18 protein-coding genes are annotated in these 19,848 nt (G+C 73.1%); 6 read left to right on the top strand and 12 right to left on the bottom strand.

The genetic code is table 11. The annotated features are described in order from the left end of the window. Positions 1-74: 74 nt before the first annotated feature. The 6 genes from ACN9M0_RS36775 to ACN9M0_RS36750 form a co-directional block, all read right to left on the bottom strand. Positions 75-2,885, bottom strand: coding sequence for a hypothetical protein (locus ACN9M0_RS36775; RefSeq protein ID WP_426405047.1), 2,811 nt, complete (start codon positions 2,883-2,885; stop codon positions 75-77). Then, positions 2,882-4,003, bottom strand: coding sequence for an ATP-binding protein (locus ACN9M0_RS36770; RefSeq protein WP_366037721.1), 1,122 nt, complete (start codon positions 4,001-4,003; stop codon positions 2,882-2,884). The genes ACN9M0_RS36775 and ACN9M0_RS36770 overlap by 4 nt, the downstream gene beginning before the upstream one ends. Before the next feature lie 68 nt (positions 4,004-4,071). After that, complete coding sequence (locus ACN9M0_RS36765; RefSeq protein ID WP_426405046.1) at positions 4,072-5,451, bottom strand: VWA domain-containing protein; 1,380 nt, start codon at positions 5,449-5,451, stop codon at positions 4,072-4,074. Further along, positions 5,448-6,842, bottom strand: a complete 1,395-nt coding sequence (locus tag ACN9M0_RS36760; protein WP_426405045.1) for a hypothetical protein — start codon at positions 6,840-6,842, stop codon at positions 5,448-5,450. The genes ACN9M0_RS36765 and ACN9M0_RS36760 overlap by 4 nt, the downstream gene beginning before the upstream one ends. Further along, positions 6,842-7,345 carry a hypothetical protein gene (locus ACN9M0_RS36755; RefSeq protein WP_426405044.1) on the bottom strand — a complete coding sequence of 168 codons (504 nt, stop codon included), beginning with the start codon at positions 7,343-7,345 and terminating at the stop codon, positions 6,842-6,844. Before ACN9M0_RS36755 ends, ACN9M0_RS36760 begins: the two co-directional genes overlap by 1 nt. Positions 7,346-7,534: 189 nt before the next feature. Continuing rightward, the gene (locus ACN9M0_RS36750; RefSeq protein ID WP_426405043.1) at positions 7,535-8,257 is read right to left on the bottom strand and encodes an ArsR/SmtB family transcription factor; all 723 of its coding nucleotides are present in this window, start codon (positions 8,255-8,257) and stop codon (positions 7,535-7,537) included. Positions 8,258-8,386: 129 nt separating this feature from the next. Between ACN9M0_RS36750 and ACN9M0_RS36745 the strand changes: the two genes are divergently transcribed. After that, complete coding sequence (locus tag ACN9M0_RS36745) at positions 8,387-8,905, top strand: GNAT family N-acetyltransferase (protein WP_426405042.1); 519 nt, start codon at positions 8,387-8,389, stop codon at positions 8,903-8,905. Between the two features lie 6 nt (positions 8,906-8,911). Here the strand turns inward: ACN9M0_RS36745 and ACN9M0_RS36740 are convergent, their stop codons facing one another. Then, on the bottom strand, positions 8,912-10,045 hold the full coding sequence (locus ACN9M0_RS36740) for an FAD-dependent monooxygenase (RefSeq protein ID WP_426405041.1): 1,134 nt from the start codon (positions 10,043-10,045) through the stop codon (positions 8,912-8,914). 199 nt (positions 10,046-10,244) lie between these two features. Between ACN9M0_RS36740 and ACN9M0_RS36735 the strand changes: the two genes are divergently transcribed. Continuing rightward, a complete protein-coding gene (locus ACN9M0_RS36735) occupies positions 10,245-10,538 on the top strand; it encodes a hypothetical protein (protein WP_366037728.1) in 294 nt (97 codons plus the stop codon). A gap of 93 nt (positions 10,539-10,631) precedes the next feature. Continuing rightward, complete coding sequence (locus tag ACN9M0_RS36730) at positions 10,632-11,330, top strand: nucleotidyltransferase domain-containing protein (protein ID WP_366037729.1); 699 nt, start codon at positions 10,632-10,634, stop codon at positions 11,328-11,330. Positions 11,331-11,402: 72 nt separating this feature from the next. Here the strand turns inward: ACN9M0_RS36730 and ACN9M0_RS36725 are convergent, their stop codons facing one another. The 4 genes from ACN9M0_RS36725 to ACN9M0_RS36710 all read right to left on the bottom strand — a co-directional run bounded on the left by ACN9M0_RS36725 (position 11,403) and on the right by ACN9M0_RS36710 (position 13,289). Continuing rightward, entirely contained in the window at positions 11,403-11,537 is a 135-nt protein-coding gene (locus ACN9M0_RS36725; RefSeq protein WP_426405040.1) for a hypothetical protein, read from the bottom strand. A gap of 102 nt (positions 11,538-11,639) precedes the next feature. Then, the gene (locus tag ACN9M0_RS36720; protein WP_366037731.1) at positions 11,640-11,861 is read right to left on the bottom strand and encodes a hypothetical protein; all 222 of its coding nucleotides are present in this window, start codon (positions 11,859-11,861) and stop codon (positions 11,640-11,642) included. A 115-nt stretch (positions 11,862-11,976) separates the two neighbouring features. Continuing rightward, a complete protein-coding gene (locus tag ACN9M0_RS36715) occupies positions 11,977-12,918 on the bottom strand; it encodes a M48 family metalloprotease (RefSeq protein ID WP_399695204.1) in 942 nt (313 codons plus the stop codon). Beyond that, complete coding sequence (locus ACN9M0_RS36710; RefSeq protein WP_366037733.1) at positions 12,915-13,289, bottom strand: BlaI/MecI/CopY family transcriptional regulator; 375 nt, start codon at positions 13,287-13,289, stop codon at positions 12,915-12,917. The genes ACN9M0_RS36715 and ACN9M0_RS36710 overlap by 4 nt, the downstream gene beginning before the upstream one ends. A 227-nt stretch (positions 13,290-13,516) precedes the next feature. On the opposite strand from ACN9M0_RS36710, the gene ACN9M0_RS36705 reads away from it, so the two are divergent. Genes ACN9M0_RS36705 through ACN9M0_RS36695 form a run of 3 tightly spaced genes read left to right on the top strand, consistent with a single transcriptional unit; the run spans position 13,517 to position 15,478 of the window. After that, positions 13,517-14,185: a DedA family protein gene (locus ACN9M0_RS36705; protein ID WP_399695206.1), complete on the top strand. Its 669-nt coding sequence runs from the start codon at positions 13,517-13,519 to the stop codon at positions 14,183-14,185. After that, positions 14,185-14,790 (top strand): phosphatase PAP2 family protein, encoded by a 606-nt coding sequence (locus ACN9M0_RS36700; protein ID WP_426405039.1) that lies wholly within the window; start codon positions 14,185-14,187, stop codon positions 14,788-14,790. The genes ACN9M0_RS36705 and ACN9M0_RS36700 overlap by 1 nt, the downstream gene beginning before the upstream one ends. Positions 14,791-14,821: 31 nt before the next feature. Next, the gene (locus ACN9M0_RS36695) at positions 14,822-15,478 is read left to right on the top strand and encodes a phosphatase PAP2 family protein (RefSeq protein ID WP_426405038.1); all 657 of its coding nucleotides are present in this window, start codon (positions 14,822-14,824) and stop codon (positions 15,476-15,478) included. 269 nt (positions 15,479-15,747) lie between these two features. On the opposite strand, the gene ACN9M0_RS36690 is transcribed toward ACN9M0_RS36695, so the two are convergent. Further along, positions 15,748-19,797, bottom strand: a complete 4,050-nt coding sequence (locus tag ACN9M0_RS36690; RefSeq protein WP_426405037.1) for a tetratricopeptide repeat protein — start codon at positions 19,795-19,797, stop codon at positions 15,748-15,750. Between the last annotated feature and the right edge of the window lie 51 nt (positions 19,798-19,848).

Here is a 19,848-nt window from a genome sequence, read left to right as displayed (position 1 = left end):
CCCCGCCGTCAGGGACGGGCCACGGCTCACGCGGGCCGTGAACCGTCCCTGTTCCGCCGGCCGGACCAGCGTGGTCATCGGGCCGTGAGGACGCACGCCAGTGCGTCGACGGTGGCCGGATGAGTGGCGAGGAGTGCCGCGCGCGGTCCGGCCGTAGCCGATACGTCCGCCGCTTTCCAGCCCTCCGCGCAGCCCAGGAGCTCCGCGAGGGCGTCACAGGTCGTCGGGTGCGCGGGAAGGAGCGCCGCTCCCCGCGGGGCGGCGGCCGCGGTGACGGCGCGCGGGGTGGCCGGTTGCCGGTGCCACGGCGGGACCCAGGTGTCCAGGGCCTCGAGCCGGGCCGGGAAGATCCGTCCCGCCTCGCGGATGAGCAGCGGGGCCAGCTCCGCCGCGTGGGAGCGGAGGGTCGTGATGAGCACCGGGAGCCACGGCAGCAGGACGGCGTCCGGCAGGCGGCCGAAGGCGTTCGACACGGCCTCCACCACCACGTCCGCGAGGCCCGGCACCGGCTCCAGGGCGTGGACGAAGCCGCTGAGGTAGCGCGGGTAGGAGGGCACGACCAGCGGGTTGGCGAGGAGTGCGTCGCAGCGCGCCCGCAGCGCGCCCCGGGAGAGGGTGCCCAGCTGCACCTGCGCCGCCCACAGCAGGGCCGTCTTCGCCGGGTCCTTCGGGTGCGCCTGGGCGACCGCCAGTTCCAGCTGTGTCCTGTCGCAGCCCAGGGAGAGCGCCAGGCTCTCCATGCTGAACAGAAAGCCCAGCATCGCCGCCACCTGGCCCACCGTCGCGTCCTCGTCCCGGAACGCGGTCGGCAGCAGCGTGCAGTAGTGCGCGTACCCGGTTCTGACGAAGGACTCGATCCACGGCGGCAGCACCGGCTCGCTCGTGCGGTAGTACGCGAGGAGCCCGCGCACCCGGCGCAGTACCTCCGGCGCCCCGTCGACCGTGCGCTCGCCGGCCAGGACGTCGAGGGCGCGGGTGCCGAGTTCGTCGGCGAGCCGCCGGCCGCCCAGGTACAGCGTGGCGTCCTCGACGGCCGCGAGGACCTCGGCGGTCGTCGCCCGCGGCCCGTACGCGGTGCGGCGCAGGCGCTGCTCCAGGACCTGTTCGAGGCTCACCCCCTCGTAGCCGAGCTCGATGAGCGCGCGCTGGTGGGTGCCGAGGGCGAGGTCCCAGGACTCCTGGATCGACCGCTCGCCGAGCCGCCGCTCCCCCATGACGGGCCGGGCGGCGCCGTGCGGCATCAGGCGGCGCAGCATCCACAGGACGTCCGAGCAGGCCCGCAGTTCCGGCCGGGAGGTCATGTCGAGCAGGGCCCTGCGCACCCCGCGCTGCTGGAGGTTCAGCTCCAGGGGTGCCAGCCGGTCGTGGACGTCCCTGGCGAGGGGCGGCAGCGCTTCGTAGCCGACCTGCCCGATCCGGTCGCCGCCCATCATGTTCTCGACGAGGCGGCGCACGTCCCGGCGCCCGGGCACGCTGTCCTTCTCGATGCAGGTGACCGCCGCGTCCTGGAAGTCGTACGGCGTGGGCTTGGCCCGGTCCCGCATCCCGGCGAGCAGGATCGACGTCTCGAAGACCGCGATCGCGTCGGCGGTGGAGGCCAGGTAGCCGTTGCGGCGGGCGGCGCGGACGATGTCCACGGACCAGCCGAGCAGTTCGGTCTCGTCGAGGGTGTCGAGGACGGGCGGCCGCTGGAGGAAGCCGGAGAGGCGGTCCTCGGCCGGCGTCGCCGTGGGGAGCGCGGTCGCCGCGGTGGCCTTCGTGCCCGTCTTCTTCGTGCCGGCCTGTCCTTCCAGGCGGTACGGCTTCACCCCGGTCCGCTTGAGGTTCTTCGCCCACTGCGTCGCGGCGATCGACACGGAACCGGACGCGAGGCCGAACTGTGCCTCGATCGCCGTGTTGCTGGAGGGGATCAGACCGTACTGCCAGGTCGTGGCCGTACGCGGCGAGATCTCGAAGCCGTCGCCGCCGTGCACGCCGAACTCGTCGACGCGGCTGGCCGCGTGGAAGGCCCCGCAGACGTAGAGGCAGTCCGCCGGGTCGGTACCGGTCGCGGCCAGGTGTTCGCGCATCCGGGTCCACATGTAGCGCTCGCGGTCCTCGTCGACGCGGACGCGGTCCCCGTCGCCCGGGGCGAGCCGGCGGAACAGGCTGCCGATCAGGAACATGACCTGGCGGTAGGTGTCGTGGTCGCTGTCGCCGAGCGGAACCTCGACGTACTGGTGCCACCACTCCGACCAGTGCCGCACCTTGCCGTGGCGCAGCAGGTGCTCCTCCAGTTCGGCGAAGCGCGGCCGCAGGTCGCCGATCTCGACGCCGACGGCCTCGCCGTGGAGCGCGGCCTCGGCCTCGGTGCCGGTCGCTGTCCCGGTCTCCGTCGCGTCCTCTCGGACCGGGTCGTCGGCACGGTCGTGCCGGGCGTCCCACTGGAAGACGTGGTCGGAGGAGCGGTCGACGAGGACCAGTTCCACACCGGGGGTGTCGAGGGCGTACGCGACGGCCTGGTACTCGGCGGAGGCCTCCGTGAGGGGGGCGACGACGGACAGCGGCGCCCAGCCCTGCGGGAAGCCCTCGATGTCGCTCGCGAACGCCTGCACCGCGACCGGCAGCCGGCAGTTGCGCAGCTCGGTGAGGAGCGGCGCCATGTCCTCGCACAGCTCCAGGTAGACGACCTTGGGCTGCTTCTCGCGCAGCCTGCGGGCCATGGCGAGGGCGGAGGCGGGCGAGTGGTGGCAGACGGGGAAGATCTCCAGCGGTTCCGCGACGGCGCGGTCGACGTCGTCGACCAGGCCGAGGAGGATGCCTTCCAGGGCGTCCGCCCCGCCGGCGAACTCGGCCGCCGCCTCGTGCAGTTGACCGCGCAGGGCGGTGAACGGGGTGCCGGTCACGACAGCTTCGCGATCGCTTCGCGGCCGCCTTCGAGGAACTCGGGCCAGGAGCCGCCCTCCTCCTTGCCGCGCGGCTCGACGACGCCGTGCAGGTACTTGTTGAGGATGGCGAGGTCCTCCGGCTCGCGCCGGGCGAGCGTGCCGACCAGTGAGGAGGCGAGGGCGCGGGCGGTCAGGGTGCGCTCGCCGAAGAAGTTGCTGTGCAGGATCGAGTCCTCCAGTACGCCGATCTGCTCGGCGGTCGAGAGGGCGGACTCCAGCTTCTCGTCGTCGCTGCCGGCCGCGGCGGCGGAGGCCCGCAGGTCGGCGAAGCTCTGGAGGAGGACGTCGAGGAGGGTGGGCGGCACGTCCAGTTCGATGGCGTGGCGGCGCAGCAGCTCCTCGGTGCGGAAGCGGACGATCTCGGCCTCGCTCTTCTTGTTCGTCACGACCGGGATGCGGACGAAGTTGAAGCGGCGCTTGAGCGCGGAGGAGAGGTCGTTGACGCCGCGGTCGCGGCTGTTGGCGGTGGCGATGACCGAGAAGCCGGGCTTGGCGAAGACGATGTTCTCGCCGTCGGCGCCGTCGAGCTCGGGGACCGAGATGTACTTCTCGGAGAGGATGGAGATCAGCGCGTCCTGGACGTCGCTGGTGGAGCGGGTCAGCTCCTCGAAGCGGCCGATGGTGCCGGTCTCCATCGCGGTCATGATCGGCGAGGGGATCATCGACGCGCGGGACTGGCCCTTGGCGATGACCATCGACACGTTCCAGGAGTACTTGATGTGGTCCTCGGTCGTGCCGGCCGTGCCCTGGACCACCTGGGTGGAGTTGCGGCTGATCGCGGCCGAGAGGAGCTCGGCGAGCCAGCTCTTGCCGGTGCCGGGGTCGCCGATGAGGAGCAGGCCGCGGTCGGAGGCGAGGGTGACGATGGAGCGCTCGACGAAGCTGCGGTCGCCGAACCACTTCTGCGCCACCTCCCGGTCCAGACCGTCGGCGCGCTCGGAGCCGAGGATGAAGAGGCGGACCATCTTCGGGGACAGGCGCCAGGAGAAGGGCTTGGGGTTGTCGTCGATCGACTCCAGCCAGTCGAGTTCCTCGGCGTACTTGATCTCGGCGGGAGCGCGGAGCAGGTCGGACATGTGACGGGGCCTTTCGGTCTCGGGACTGAGGTCTGAGGTCTGAGGTCTGAGATCTCAGGACTCAGGGCTCAGGTGAGGAAGGTCTTGAGTTCGTGCACGAGCTTGGCGATGTGGCCGGAGACCACCGGGGTGCCGAGCGCCTTGAACCGCTCCCGGAACCAGGGGTTGACCTCCTGTCGTCCGGAGCTGGTCACCGAGCCCACGGGGATGAACCGGACCCCGGAGCGGTGGACCTCCTCGATGCCCTCGAACAGCGGCTGGGAGCGGCTGAACTCGTAGAAGTCGGAGATCCAGACCATGACGGTGTTCTTGGGCTCGGCGATCTTCGGTCTGGCCATGGCCATCGCCACCGGACCGTCGTTGCCGCCGCCGAGGTTGGTGCGCAGCAGCACGTCGAACGGGTCGTGCACCCACGGGGTGAGGTCGATCGCACGCGTGTCGTACGCGACGAGGTGGACGTCCACCTTGGGGAGACCGGCGAAGATCGAGGCGAGGATGGTGCAGTTGACCATCGAGTCGACCATGGAGCCGGACTGGTCCACGACGACGATCAGCCGCTGGGGTGTGGTCCTGCGGACGGTGTGCCGGTAGTAGAGGCGGTCGACGTAGAGCCGCTCCTCCTCCGGGCTCCAGTTGGTGAGGTTCTTCCAGATGGTGCGGTCGAGGTCGAGGTTGCGGAAGACCCGCTTGGGCGGGACCGAGCGGTCGAGCTCGCCGACGGTGGCCTTCTCGACCTGGGTGCGGAGCACCTCGGCGACCTCGTCGACGTACCGCCTGATCAGGGCCTTGGCGTTGGCCAGTGCCACGCCGGAGAGGTTGCCCTTGTCGCGGAGCAGCTGCTCGATCAGGGACATGCTGGGGGTGAGCTGGGCGGCAAGGGTGGGATCGGCCAGGACTTCGCGCAGGTGCATGCGCTGGACGAGGTCGGCCTCGATGGCGCCGAGTTCGGCTCCGAGACCTCCGCCGGTGAGGGCCGCTCCGGCCGTCTTGCCGCCGCGCAGTCCGCCGGGCGGGCAGCCGTGAGCGCGCTCGAGCCAGCCCGCGTCCGACTGCCAGCGGGCCAGTTGTCCGGCGGAGACGGTGCCGGAGCCGGTGGCGAAGACGTTGAGCAGCAGCTTGGACGCGAGCGCGGCGCGCCGTACTTCGGCGGCCCGGTCGCGCGTGCCGTCCGGCTCGGGCTCGGGGGTCATGAGGCCGTCGAACTCGTCGGCCAGGTCGGGGTGGCGCTGGACGACGGAGTCCACGGAGGCGCCCGGGTCGAGCAGCGCGGACGGCAGGCCGATGTCCTCGACGACGGCGAGGCTCGCCGCTTCCAGGGCGACCTGCTCCTCGGGGTCGAAGAGCCGGGCGAGGAGCCGCCAGTAGAGGACCTGGCGCCGGTTGTCGTCGGGGTCGGGCCCGGCCGGCGCGGACGGGGTGGGGCCGACGGGGAAGGTGGGGTCGGTCATGAGCGCAGCAGCTTTCCGGCTCGCTCGCGCAGGACGGCGACCGAGTCCGTGGCCGCCTTCTCCGCACGGACTCCGGCCTTGTCGGTGGTGCCGCCGGCCCACGCGCCCGCGTGGACGGCGACGGTCTTCTTCCGGACGGTCGTCTCGACGGCGAGCGGCTGGAGGAGGAACTCTCCGGCGTCCCACCGAAGGAGACCCAGACACGCGCCGGACGCGGCGATCGCCTCCGCTGTGAGCGGGCCGGCGGCGGGCACGCGGTCGCTGTCGACGGCCAGCCGGTGGCCCGCGACCGTGAACGTCAGCGGCCCGTCGTCCTCGCGCTCCGCCGCGTACCCCTCCAGGAGGACGGGCACGGCGATCCGGACGGGGTGCCGGTCCAGCGGCGCGGTGATCGGGTCGGTCGCGGTCGCGAGGACGACCCGGGCCGTGGCGAAGGGGTCGGCGGGCGCCCCCGCGCGGGCGCGCTCGTCGTCCCAGACGAGGTCGCCTTCGGCGGTGACGGGCATGGCGTCGAGTTCCATGGCGCGGCCCTCGCTCACGGCGGCGAGGAGGGACATGCGCGGCCGGAGCAGCTGCCAGAGCCCGGCGCCGACGACGGTGTCCGGCTTGGGAGCGGACACGGCCGCCCGGACCAGGCGCGGCGGCGTGCCGTCGGCCGGCTCGAACACCGCGTGGACCTGGGCCTGCACGGCGGTCGCGTGCTCCTGCACGTCGACGCCCAGGGGCAGCAGACGGCCGGTCGCGGTGGAGACGGCGGGCGTGCGGGCGGCTCCGGGCAGGGTCAGCAGCAGGGCGCGCGACCACAGGTCGGCCCAGCGGCGCACCGGTACGCGCTCCAGGGTCGCCCCCGGGCAGGACGCGGCGAGTTCGGCCGAGAAGCCGTCGAGGAGCGTCGCCTGCCGGCGCAGCAGCGGATCCGGAAGCATCGCGGAGACGACGGGCGCGGCGCCGCCGACCAGCTCGTGGTCGATGCCCTGCCAGCCCGTACGGGCGAGGTCGCACAGCCAGGCGCGGGCGGCGGCGAGCACGTTCGCGGCGGGTTCCTCGCCACCGGTGGGCCGCTCGGACTCCTCGGCGGCCGGGCGGCCGGTGACGTCCCCGACGCGGGCCGTCAGCGCGTCGTGGACGGAGCCCATGAGCGCGGTGCGGGCGGCGGCGAGCGCCACGAAATGGTCCTCACCGGCAGCGCCGGCGGCCACCTTGTCGGCGGCCTCGGCGACGAGGGAGGCGAGGGGCGTGCCGGCGAGGGCGTCCGCGAGCGCGGCGAGCCCGTCGGTCTGCCCGGGCTGCGGACGGAGCAGCCCGGCGACGAGGGCGTCGTCGAAGGCGTCCACGGCGGCCAGCGCCTCGTCGAGTCCGTCGATGGGGTCGTCGAGCAGGTCCGTACGCATCAGGCGGCCGCCCTCGTCGGCGGGAACCACTGCATCTCGGGCAGCGGCGCGGTGACCGGCTCCAGTTCGAGGTAGGCGAGGTGCCTGAGGAACCGGCTGAACACGGGGGCCGCGGCCGAGGTGTCGCCCTGCGGCGGGCGCGTGGCGGTCATCACCGGGACGAGCGCGTGGGCGTCGGGCTCCCCGCCGGGCGTGTCGACCTTCAGGGCGCGGGCGACGCGCTGCGCGCCGTACTGCAGGACCGCCTCGGTGACGAGGGCGCGGATGTGGTTGCAGAACGAGCCGCGCGCGCCGCCGCATGGGCGGTTGTTGTTGGTGCTGCACGCGAACGCGTACGTCCCGGCGGCGATCGAGGACACGTACACGCGCCCGATGTCCGACCCGCTGGACACGACACCCTGCAGGCGTCCGTCGGCCAGCTCGACGAACGGCACCTTGGCAAGCTTCCGCGGCCGCGCGGGCGGTACCACCCGCGCCGAACTCGACCTCTCCCAGACCGACAACGCACTTCTCCCATGCACGTCAAAGGGGATGTTCACGCCGGAGCGGCGGAACATCGACAACGTATCCCCGCCCACTGACAACGCCTCGGATCGCCGTCGCGCGAGGACAGTTGGCGATGCGTCACGTCGGCCCCGGAGCGGGTGTCCGGGCCCTCGGAGGGAGTCGACGGGAAGTCGTGCCGGGCAGGGTCAGAGATCGGCCGGTGACAGGCCCAGGTGGTCCTGGAACGCCCGGCGACCGGCGGCGGTCACGGCGAGCGCGCGGGTCGTGCCGATCCGCGTGACCCAGCCGGCGGTGAATGCGTGGCCGGACAGGGCGGCGCCCACGGCGCCGGCCAGGTGGGGGCGGCGCTCGGTCCAGTCCAGGCACGCGCGCACCAGCGGCCTGCGCGAGCCGTTCGGCACGGTGATACCGGTCTCGGCCAGCCAGGCCGTGCCCCGATCGGTCAGACTCGGCTCGGTCCCCCAGGCCAGCAGCTCGCGTCCGACCATGGCGTCGGTGATCGCCAGCGCGACGGATCCGGCCAGGTGGTCGTAGCACAGCCGCGCCCGTGCGAGTGCCTGCTGCCGGCCGGAAGCCGACAGGGATCGCGGTCGGGGGGCGTTCCGCGGGGCCAGCTCGGCGAGGCTCTCGATCAGCTCGATCACGCGGCGGTCGGCCAGGCGAAGGTAGCGGTGGCGTCCGTGCCGCTCCTCGACGAGGAGTCCGCCGCCGACGAGGCGGTTCAGATGCGATGTCGCGGTGGAGGGCGCGATCCCGGCATGCCGTGCGAGCTCGCTCGCCGTCCACGCCCGGCCGTCGAGCAGCGCCAGACAGAAGGCGGCCCGGGTCCCGTCGGCCAGCAGTCCGGCCACGGCCGCCAGGTCCACGCCGACGTCCTGACCTGCGCGCTCGATGTCCATGTCCCCCATTGTCGCCGTCCTCGGTTCGACGTCCGTCGAAGCGTCCGCGCCTTAGCGTCGCCGGACGCACAGGGCACACCCGGACGCCCTGCGACCGCACCGGGGGCGCGCCGCCTCCGCTCACACCCTGGAGGAACCATGCCCGCATCCGACACCACGGCCGGCGTGCCACCGCGTCCCGGACCCCGGACGGACCTCGTGGTCACCGATGCCCCGACGCCCGCGGACATCGCGGTGATCTCCGGAGCACTGGACCGGTTCAACGTCGAGAAGACGGGAGTCGACGACCGCAGACCCCTCGCCGTCCTCGTCCGTCATCCCGGGACGAAGCAGGTGATCGGCGGACTGACCGGCCGCACCTCGCTCGGGCTGTTCTTCCTCGACCTCCTCTTCCTGCCGCCCGAGCTGCGCGGCGGCGGGCTGGGCGCGGAGCTGCTGCGACAGGCCGAGGACGAGGCCCGCGCCCGCGGCTGCCGCGCGGCCGTGCTCTACACGATCAGCTTCCAGGCCCCCGGCTTCTACCGGAAGCAGGGGTGGGAGCGCATGGGCGAGGTGCCCTGCGATCCGCCGGGCACCAGCCGCGTCTTCATGACCAAGGAACTCACTGCGCGGAGCGGCGGCGGAGTCCGATCGGGCGACGCGGCGAACGTCGCCTGACACGCCCTAGTAGGGCTTCACCAGGACGTGGGCGGCGCCGGGGATGCCGATCTCGAGGAGCGCGTCCTCCTCGGGGGTCGTCGGTGCGCCCATCTCCTGCTTGAGGACGGCCCGTGACATGGCCTGCACCCACAGGGCACGGGGCCGGCGCCGCGCCTCCCAGGCCTCCAGGGCCTCGGGAACGGAGCCCGCCGTGTCCAGCGACTCGGCGAGGACGAGGGCGTCCTCGACGGCCATCGCCGCTCCCTGGGCGAGGTGCGGGGTGGAGGCGTGGGCGGCGTCACCGGCCAGCACCACCCGGCCCACGTGCCACGGCTCCTCGACCGTCACCTGGGAGATACGGGAGTACACCACGGCCGACGGGTCGGTGACCGCGCCGAGTGCCTCGGCGACGGGGCCGGAGAACGCGGCGAGCCGCTCGGCGAGCTCCTCGTGGGCGCGGGCCGGGTCCGGACGGTGGTCCTCGGCCTCCGCGAACACGGCGCCCAGGTACATGAGTTCGTCCGTGATCGGGGTGAGCAGGGCTTTCGCCTCCTTGCCCGCCGTGGCCATGACCACGCCCCGTACGTCGGGGTGACGGGGCACGGTGGCGCGCCAGTTGGCGAATCCGGTGTACGCGGGCGCGTACCGGTCGCCGTAGAGGCGGGCACGCAGCGGGGAGCCGATGCCGTCGAAGCCGACGACCAGGTCCCAGCGGTCGGTGGATCCGTCGGAGAGCGTCACGGTGACACCCGTACCGTCGTCGTCGAGTCCTGTGACGGTCACGGCGAAGCGGACCTTCGCGCCTGCGGCGACGGCGGCGTCTCCGAGCACGCGGGCGAGGGCGGGCCGCGGAATGCCGTTGGCGGCCGGCAGGTCACCCATGCGCGGCTGGGGTATCCGAGCCAGCGTGTTCCCCGCGGGGTCGGCGATGGTCAGCGCCTCCCACTCGAACCCCGCCGCGAGGCAGTCGTCGAGGACTCCGAGCTCCCGCATGACGTGCAGGGCGTTGGACGGCTGGATGATGCCCACGCCGAGGCCGTCGAGCTCCTCCCGGACCTCGGCCACCTCCACGGTGTGGCCACGCCGGGCGAGCGCGGTGGCGAGCGCGAGGCCGCCGATGCCTCCGCCGTGGATCAGAACGCGCAGGGGTGATGCCATCTCGAAAGTCTCCAGTACGTGATCGAACAGGGCGGTGGAGTGTAACCCCCGGGTGCGGACGGGGGGTTGCACGGCGGGCCACCGCCCCCGAGTCCGGACGGGACGAGCCATCGTCGCTCTGCGAACTCGCCCGATCACATACGGCTAGGATCGCGGGCGTTGCCGCAGTCATGCGGTGGACCGAGAAAGGGGCATACCGATGGCCATCATCGTCACGTTCGACTTCCCCGGCGCCGGGCAGGAGCTCTACGACGCCGTCATCGACCGCATCACCGACGGCCGGGGCTTCACGCGGTTCGCAGACCTGCCGGTCGTCGGTCTCGTCTCTCACGCGGCCGGGTCGGCCGACGGCGTGTTCCGCGTGACCGAGGTCTGGGAGAGCATGGAGGCCCTCGAAACCCACGCGAAGACCTTCGGCCCGATCCTGGCCGACCTCGGCCACGCCGACGTGCAGCCCACGATCATCCCGGCGCACAACGTCGTCGTCCGGTAGGAGCACACGGGTTCCGGCTCGACCTCCGGTGTGGCAGTGGGCGAGGAAACCGACCGGCACGGCCTCGTGACGCGGGCACATACGCTGGTGGTCATGAACGACCCCTTGCTCACCGCCGGCGAACTGGTGCGGGAACGGTTCCCCGCCGCCCTGGCGGCCTTCCTGGCCGGCAGCGTGCTGACGGACCGCCGGACGCCGACCTCCGATCTGGACATCGTGGTGCTCCTGGACGGGCCGCCGGCGCCCCACCGGGAGAACCTGCTGTACCGCGGCTGGCCGGTGGAACTGTTCGTGCAGACCGAGGAAGTCTGGCGTCGCTTCGTCGACCAGGAGACCGAGAAGCGGAATTCCCCGTTGCTTTCGATGTGTTCCGACGGCGTGCTCCTCGTGGACACGGAAGGCCTGGGCGCGTCCCTCCAGGCCGAGGCGCGAAAGCGCTGGGCTGCGGGCCCGCCGCCGCTCTCGGACCGTGAGCGGGACTACCAGCGTTACATCCTGACCGACCTGCTCGACGACCTCCGCGGCTGCACGGACCCTGCCGAGCGGGTGCACCTGGTCGCGTACACGCTGCAACGCGCCTCTGAGCTCGCCCTCCTGGTCGGCGGCCACTGGCTCGGCGGAGGCAAGTGGCTGTCGCGTCGGCTGGCCGCGGCCGACCCCGGGCTGCACGGCGCGCTGACGGAGGCCGCCACTCACGCAGTCGCCGGGCGGACGAGCGCCTTCGCCACGGCCGTGTCGGAGGTACTGGACCGGGCCGGCGGGCCGTTGTGGGACGGGTACGCCATCCGATGAGCCGCCGGCGACAGGGGGGTGGGGCGGCGGTCCTGTCGCCGTTGGGCCAGACGTAGAGCCACCCGCGAGCTGCTACTGCCGTTCGGACAGGTACCGTACGTCCACCTCGTGGGACCGGAGCCATTGGACGGCGTCGTAGACGTCCTTCGCCGTGGACACGGCGCCCACGACCGGGATCGCCTTGCTGTCGACGAAGTCGACGACCACCTTGGTGCCCTTCCAGGCGAGCTCACCCGCCCCTCCGCAGGTACTTCAGCACCCTCTCGCCGGTCATCCCCTTGCTGGGCTTGATCCCGACGGCCTGCATGGTCAGCCGGCCGCTTGTCGGGGAAGGAGCGCGGTGAGTGCGGCGTCGACCATGCCCGCCCGCTCGCCCGGAACTCCGTCGTACAGCGGCGGCAGCTGGGGTGTGAGACGTTCGATCGCCGCCTGCAACTGCTCCCTGGGGCCGAGCCGCTGGACCAGGACCGGGTCGGGCAGCGTTCCGGCGCGCAGGGCGGCGGGTTCGGCGCCGAGCAGCCCTGATCGCACGCCCCGGCGGCCCGGACGCGGTCAGGCCGAAGGACGCGACGGGCGGGCACGTTCATGAAAGTGCGCCCCTACAACTCCCAGCCTGACCAGGAGCCCGTCACGGGCGAGCCGTGCCTCAGTCCCAGGGGTGTTCTCCTTGCGCGATCTCCACCTCGCCGTGCAACCAGACCGCGCCCGCCAGGGAGGAGGCGCCGGCGGTCGTGCAGACGAGCAGCATGACCAGGAGGGGCAGGGCGATTCGCCGTACCGGTGACTGGACGAGGAGGGCCCTGACCCGGGCCGGCACGGGCCCTGTCGTCCCGCCCGCGGCGACGGCCGGGCGCCGGGACCCCGCATCGCGGGAGGTGGCCGCGAGTGCGGCGCGACCGACGGCCCGCGCGGCCAGTCGCCGGTCTCCGCAGGCTCGGGCGGCGGCCTCGTCCGCGGCGCGTTCGGCGGCGTAGGAGACGTCCGGGACGACGGCCGCCAGGGCCGGGTGGCACCAGCCGGCGAGCTGCGCCGCCGCGAGGAACAGGTGGTGGCGGGCGGCCAGGTGGGCCCGTTCGTGCCCGAGGAGCGCCTCGCGTTCGCGGACGTCGAGCGCGCGGAGCATGCCCGCGGTCACGACGATCCGGTCGGCGCCTCGCGGGCCGCCGGGCAGCGCGAAGGCGTCCGGCCGGTCGTCGTCGAGGACACACAGGCCGTCGGACTCCGGCAGTCCCGCCACCCTCGCGTGAGCACGGCGCAGGCGCGCCGCTTCGGCCACCGCGCCCCTCGCTCCCACGGTCACGGCCACGGCGAGCGCGGCGGCTGCCAGCGCGGAGGCGCCGAGCGTGAGAGCCGGAGGCCCTGCCTGGACGGGGTGGATCAGTTCGGCGAGACCGGCGACCAGCGGGAGGTGGAGGGCCAGCGGAAGGAGGAGTACGCCGAGACAGGCGACCACGCCGAGGGCCAGGGCGGCCGTGGCGGCGGTGACGGCCGCGAGGGCGATGTCCGGACGGACGCGGTCCACGGTCCGCCGCGCCAGTGGCGGGAGGGCCCAGGGCAGCAGGAGAGGGATGAGGAGCAGGGTGATCACTCGCGGTCTTCCTCCAGCAGACGGCGCAGCTCGGCCTCGTCGTGCGGGGTCAGTCCCTCGACGAAGCGGGCCAGCACCAGGCTGCGATCGTCGCCGACCTGGTCGAGTGCGCGGTGCATGCGCCTGGCGGTCAGGCCGTGCGCGTCCTCCACCGCGAAGTAGACGAATCCGCGCGTGCCGGGCCGCCGCCCGATGACTCCCTTGTCGTGCAGGCGGGCGAGCAAGGTCGCCACGGTCGTGCGCGCGAGGTCCTGGGGTATCGCGGCTCTGACCTGCGCCGCGGACTGTGGCGCGCCGGCCGCCCAGAGTGCCGCCAGCACGCTGGCCTCCAGCTCGCCGGCGGGCCTGCGCTCACCCTCGGAATCCGTCATGGAACCCCCGTCCACCACGTTGCGTCTACAGCCGCGTAGACCGACTACTGTTCTGTAGACAGGATAGGCGCTCACCGCCGGTCCGCGCCCTCCGAGCACCCAGCCCCGCCCCCGACGGCGTCTCCACTGCGGCAACGTCTACAGTCAAGTAGACTGTCTACAGCCTTGTAGTCATCAAGCTGTTCACATGCCTTCGCCCAGCACCCCTCCCCTGAGAGGCCCCTCGCATGGCCCCTTCCGTGAACGCCGCCACCGACCTCGCCGTCAACGTGCTCGACGCCCACTCCCTCCTGGCCGCGTTCGGCGTGCTCGGCATAGCGGTGGTGATGTTCGCGGAGACCGGACTGCTGATCGGGTTCTTCCTGCCCGGCGACTCACTCCTGTTCACCGCGGGCCTGCTGTGCGCCGGAAGCGCGGACCAAGGGGCGACGCTCTCGCTTCCGATGGTCCTGGTCGCCTCCGTGGCCGGGGCGCTGGCCGGGGCGCAGGTGGGATACGTGATCGGGCGCCGTGCGGGCGGGGCCCTGCTGACCCGCAGCCGGTCCAGGCGCCTCCACGAGGGCGCCGAGCGCGCGGGGGAGCTGCTGGAGAAGTACGGACACGCCAAGGCGATCGTGCTGGCGCGCTTCGTGCCGGTGGTCCGCACCGTCCTCAACCCACTCGCCGGCGCGCTCGACGTCCCGGTGCGCGTCTTCACGCTCTGGCAGGCCGTCGGCGGTCTGGTCTGGACGGTCGGGCTGGTCCTTGCGGGATACGCACTGGGGTCCTCCGTCCCGAACGTCGACCGCTACCTGCTGCCGATCGTCGGCCTGATCGTCGCCGTGTCCCTGCTGCCTCTGGCGATCGAGGTGCTCCGCTCGCGGCGGGCCGGCAGGCACCAGAAGGGTTCCGTCTGATGCCTCCCGCGTACGACGGTTCGCACGTCGACGGCTCCGCCTACACCGAGGTGATCGATCTCGCCCAGCGCACTCCGAGCTGGCTGGACAGCCTGATCACCGCCTGGTCGACCTACGGCCTCGCCCTGTTCGCCGTACTGATGGCGGTGGCATGGTGGCGCGCCCGGCGTTCGGGCACATCCCGCGTGCTCGTCGCACTCACGGTCCCGCTGATCACACTGCTGGCCTTCGCCGTGGACGCCCTGGTCAAGCTCGGCGTGCGCGAGGACCGGCCGTGCCAGACCCTGCGGGTGGCCACCCTTGAGGCCTGTCCCGCGCCCGGCGACTGGTCCTTCCCCAGCAACCACGCCGCGCTCGCGGCGGCGGCCGCCGTCGCGCTGTTCTTCGTGTCACGGCGGCTCGGCGCCCTCGCCCTGGTCGCGGCGGTGCTGATGGCCGGCTCCCGGGTCTGGGTGGGCGTGCACTACCCGCACGACGCTCTCGCCGGGTTCCTCGTCGGCACGGTCGTGGCCTGCGTCTCGGCCTGGGCGGTCCGGCGCCACCAGGACGCGCTCGCGAGGCGGTTGAAGCAGGGTCCGCTGCGTCCCCTCCTGGCCGGCACGTGACCCGGTCCGGGGTCGCCCGCCCGGCCGGTACGTGACCCGACGCCGGGTCGCCCGCCTTGCCGGGTGGGCGGCCCTGACCGCCGCGGCGCTCTTCGCCCTGCTGGCCGTCCGGGTCGTACGGGCCCCGGGCCGGCTGCTGCCCGCCGACGAGGTCCTGCACCGCTGGTCGGTGGAGCACCGCCCGCCGGTCGCCGAGGCGCTGGCGCGCGCGATCACCGGTACCGGCACGGGGGTCGTCCCGTACGCCCTCCTCGTCCTGGCGGGCCTGTACGCGGGCCGCACCGCCCGGCAGCGCGCCTGGACGGTCACCGCGTTGACGCTCTGCCTCGGGGCGGGCCAGGCGCTGCGGTACGCGACGATGACGGCGATCGCACGTCCGCGCCCCGAGATCGGCGACTGGGCGGCACGCGCTTCGGGCTGGTCCTTCCCCTCGGGCCACGCCGCCACCGCCGCGATGACCGCCGGACTCGTGATCGCAGCACCGCTCCTGCGAGGCCCCCGCATGCCCGGGACCGCGGTCGTGCTGATCGGCCTCTGGGGCGCGGCCGTCGGTCTCACCCGGGTCTATCTCGGGGTGCACTGGTTCACCGACGTCCTGGGCAGCTGGCTCTTCGCCACCGCCTGGCTCTGCCTCCTGGCGTCCACGTACGCGAGCATCAGGCGCGCCCCGCTCCCGCAAGCACTCTGACCTGCGACGACGCGGCTCACCCCTAGGTATCAGTCACCACTCGAGTGCTTGGTCTCGCCGGTGAGGAGGTCGACGAACAGGCCGCGCGGTTGCACGGCGATGTCGCCGGTGAGCAGTCCGTCCGGTCCTGGGCGAGAGAGCTGGAGTGAAAGCCGGTGTGGACCAGGGGCTTGTCCCGGCCGCTGGTCGCCGGCCTGGAGGAGACCCACCGCAAGGACCTCCAGTGCGGTACGGGCTGGAGGGCCTGCGCAGCCCGACATCGGCCGCCGTCAGGTGGGGCGACGCCGACGTGAGCGCGTAGACCTTCTCCTTCCGCCGGCCCTCGGTGCCTCGTACGGCCCGTCTCGCCGTCTGCCCGGCCGCCTCCACGACGGACGGTCACCGTCGTGGCCACCGCGGTCGGCGTCGCGGGCGGGGGGCGTTCCGTTGGCTGCCGCCTCGACGATGGCCTTCCTCAGGGTGGCGCAGTCCCGCATCTCCGCTTCGTACAGCTGCGGATCCAGCGGCGCCAGTGCCGTGAGGCAGCGCTGCGTCTCCTCGACCTCGTGCAGCGCCTCGTCGAAGGCACCGCTGCTCGCCAGGGTGTCGGCCAGGTTGTGGTGGCAGCGGGCCATGACGAGCGCGAACTCCGCGGGGTCCGCGTCCGGGGCCGCTTGTGTCGCGACGGCGAGGGCCTCCCGCAGGTGCGGCAGGAGCTCGTGGCGACGGCCGTCCCGGGCGAGGGCCCGGCAGTATGCGGCGAGGGCGGAGGCCAGCCGCAGGTGGTCGGCTCCGCGGCCGCTGATCCGTACCAGGTGGCGTCGGACCCCCACCGCTTCGGCCCGCAGGGAGAGGGCTTTCGACCTGCGTCCTGCCTCTTCGCATGCCTTGGCGCACTCATCGAGGGTCGACACCAGCTCGTCCACATGGAGTTTCGGGTCGTGACGGGTCAGTACACGTTGTACCGCCAGCAGCTGTCGGCGGTGCGCGCTCGCCACGCGTGGGCGTCCCATGAGCAGGGCGACGTCCACGGAGGAGGACAGAGCGTCGGCATAGTCGCGCAGATGATCTCCCGGGAGGGCCTTGAGGTTCCTTCCGTAGAGCGGGACGGCGCGGCCGAGAAGCTGCTCGGCCCGGCCCAGCTCGGAGGCGGGGACGGCGCCCGTCATTTTGCCGGTAGCGATGATCGCCAAGGCCAGCGAGCTGCTCGTACGGGCTTCCAGGAGCGGGGGCGCCAGGCCGAGGCGTACCAGCTCGGAGCAGACGGCAAGGCATTCCTCGGCCGCCTCCCGTGCCGGACCGAAGTGTTCCAGCCAGGTCAGGACGTGTGCCTGGTTGCGCAGGGAGCTCGCCAGCTCCTCGGTGGGCCGTCCGGCCTGTGCCGCCAGTCGCCGGCGGATGTCGAGTGCCCTGCGGATCGGGTCGGCGCCTTCCTCGGGCCGCCCCAGGCCGGTGAGCACAGCGCCGAGGTTGTTGAGCACGGTGGCGAGCATTCTCGCGCCGAGGGCGGTGGACAGGCTTTCCGGCCGGTCGACGACCTGGAGCGCCTCCCCCAGGAGCGCTGCCGCCTCCTCGAGTTCACCGACGGCGCGCAAGCGATTGGCGCGTCCGACCAGGCCGCCGAGGGCGTCGTGGTCCAGCGCGTCGGGGTGTTCACCGGTGATCCGCAGGAGTTCCTGCCCGGTCGTGTCCGTGAGCGTGTTCGCGGCTTCGCTGAAGCGTCCCCTCCGCGCGTGGTTGAGGGCGAGCTCCGCCTCTGCGTCGGCGAGACGTTCCAGCGCACCGGGCCGGCCCGCGTCCGCGAGAGTCGAAAGGATCGACACCCTGCGCTCCTGGAGTGGCAGCGCGGCATCGTGTTCGTCCCGCAGTGCGTGGACGCGGGCGCGCTCGCCGAGGGTTTCTGCGGTCGTTCGGGCGCCGGCATCGGAGCGGGTCACCGGTGGCAGCTCGCGGATCAGTGCATCGGCTGCGTCCAGGGCCGCGATCGCCTCGTCGAAGGAGGCCGCCCAGCGGTGCGCTCGGGCCAGGACCGTCAGGGCCCGGATGCGGTCTTCGCGCACCGCGGCCGGATCGGCCTCCTCAAGCAGGCGGAGGGCCTCCCGGCACCGACGGACGGCGGCGGCGGGATCGCCGGCCGACTGGCGCCAGACGGCTTCGTGCACGAGTGCGGCGGCCCGCCTGGTCGACGGGAGCGCCCGTGCGGCGGTGGCCGCGGTGCGGGCGGCCCATGCGGACAGCACGCGGCTCCTCCCTTCTCCCAGCCCGTCCAGCAGCTCCAGGAGGAACTCGGGGGCGGTGGAGGGGGCCTCTGTGAGCCGGTCGAGAGCTTCCACGAGGGGCTCTGGATTGTCTGTGACGGTCGCGGCTCGCGCCATGTGCGGGGCGAGGGCGGGGGCGAGGGCCAGGGCGCGGTCGAGGGCGCGTGCGCAGGGTTCCCAGTGCCGGGGCCGCGAGGCGGCGCGTGACAGGGTGACCAGAGCGGCGAGCAGGGATCCGCTCGTGTCGGTGGCCTCACGTGCTCTCCTGGCTCCCAGGGTCGCGAGGACGACCAGGGGCAGGGTGGCCAGGTCCGGGGAGACGCGGGTGCGTTCGCCGACGTGGTGTTCGCCGAGGAGGTCCGGCTGAAGGGCGCCCCAACAGGTCCTGCCGACGGCCGGATACATCTCCGCGAGCCATGAGGTGCCCTGTTCGACGACGGGGGCCGAGGCGCCCCGGAAGCCCGGGGTGGAGCGGAACAACGGCCGGGCCAGGGCCGTTCCGGCTCCCGCGGTGATGACCGCCATGCCGACCGCGTCGGCCAGGGCGACGGTACCGGTGGCGGCGAGTTCCGGTCGACCGGCGGTGCCGTCCTCCCAGTAGGCGCGCTCGTGGAGGAGCAGCTGTTCCTCGACGAGGAGGTTCGGATCGTGGGGACGTGTCGCCGGATGCGTCGCGAGGAGATCCGTGAGCGCCGTCATGTGGAGGGTGAGGGGCAGGCCGTAACGGGGGCCGCTCACGTCTCGCTCCGGCACGAGCCGGACGCGCGGCATCCAGTCTCCCGTCGCCTCGCGCAGGGTGGCGGGGAGGGCCTGTGGGAGCCGCTCCGCGAGGTTGGCGAGGGCGTTTCGGAAGTGGATGCTCCGGTCGGCCGAGCCGTTGAGCGGGGGCAGTTCCCGGTGGAGGGTGTCGTAGGTGAGGGCACGTGTCTCACGTGTGCGGGTCCGCAGTTGGTCCCACCATCCGCCGGTGTTCTGGCCCAGCCCCCGCGCGGTGAGCAGCAGCCGCACCGGAGGGCGTCCCGGGGGGCGTCGGTCCATGAGGGTGAGGAGGGCGACCAGCTGCGGAATCCGGAGTTCGGCGTAGTCCGACACCAGGAGCAGCGGCCGGTCCACCTCGGCCAGGACGCTGAGGTCACTGTCCGGGTCTCGGTCGTCGAGCCAGCCGCAGACCCAGCCCGGCCCGTCACGCAGCCGAGCGGACAGCTCCCGTGCGAGACGGGACTTCCCCACGCCGCCCGGACCGGTGATGACGGCGAGCCGGATCCCGTCGCCGGCGCACCAGTCCTCCGTGAGTTCCCGGAGCAGTTCCTCGCGTCCGTGGAAGCCGACCGTTTCGGCGCGTTGGTCGAGGAGGGTGGCCGGGGAACGAACGCGCCATCCGGTCGCGGGGGCGATCAGGCCCTGGAGGTCGACCGGTTCTCCGACCGGGGGTGCTCCGGTGTGCCGGGTGATCAAGTCGGTGAACTCCGCGTCGGCGAGCAGCGCGTAGACGGGAACGGCTTCCCAGCGGGGCAGGCCCCAGCCGGTCACGTCGGTGACGACGACGCCGGTGAGCAGGGCTGCCGTCCCTCCGGGGGCTCCGCAGAACAGCGCGGCGCCGGACTGCCCGCTCCAAGGTGAGGGGGCGGGCCCGGCCCCGTCACGCGGTGGTGCGCTGGCCAGCTCCACCGTGTACCGGTGGGAGAGCGCGGCGGTGCCGGGAGAGAGGGTGGCGCGGGGTTGTTGCAGGTCCAGGCGCCCATCGGGGCGCCGGCCCGCGTCGGGGTATCCGGCGACCTGGCAGGGCTGGTGCCGGGCGGTCACGAGCCGTCCCCACCGTACGGGTGCCACCTGTTCCCGTACGTCCTCCTCGGCGAGGAGCAGCGCGGCGTCCACGTCGACGCCGTCGCCGGATCGGCCCTGCCAGACCGTGGTGCATCGGACGGGCGCGCGGCCCGGTACCTGCACCACGCAGGACGGGTGACCTTCCAGCACGTGGCGGGCAGTGAGGACCAGTCTTCCGCTCAGCAGGTACCCACTGCCGTTGCCCCGGTACCCGGACGTGCCGGGCAGCAGGATCGCGGCGATCCGGCCCAGTTCCATGACGTCCCCCGTCCCCCGCGCGGAACGGGCGGCGCATCTGGTGGCCGACCG

The sequence above is a fragment of the Streptomyces sp. R-07 genome, from assembly GCF_049913175.1.
Classification (GTDB): domain Bacteria; phylum Actinomycetota; class Actinomycetes; order Streptomycetales; family Streptomycetaceae; genus Streptomyces.
The sequence above is the reverse complement of the archived record's forward strand: the minus strand, read 5'-3'. Positions and strand labels throughout refer to the sequence as shown.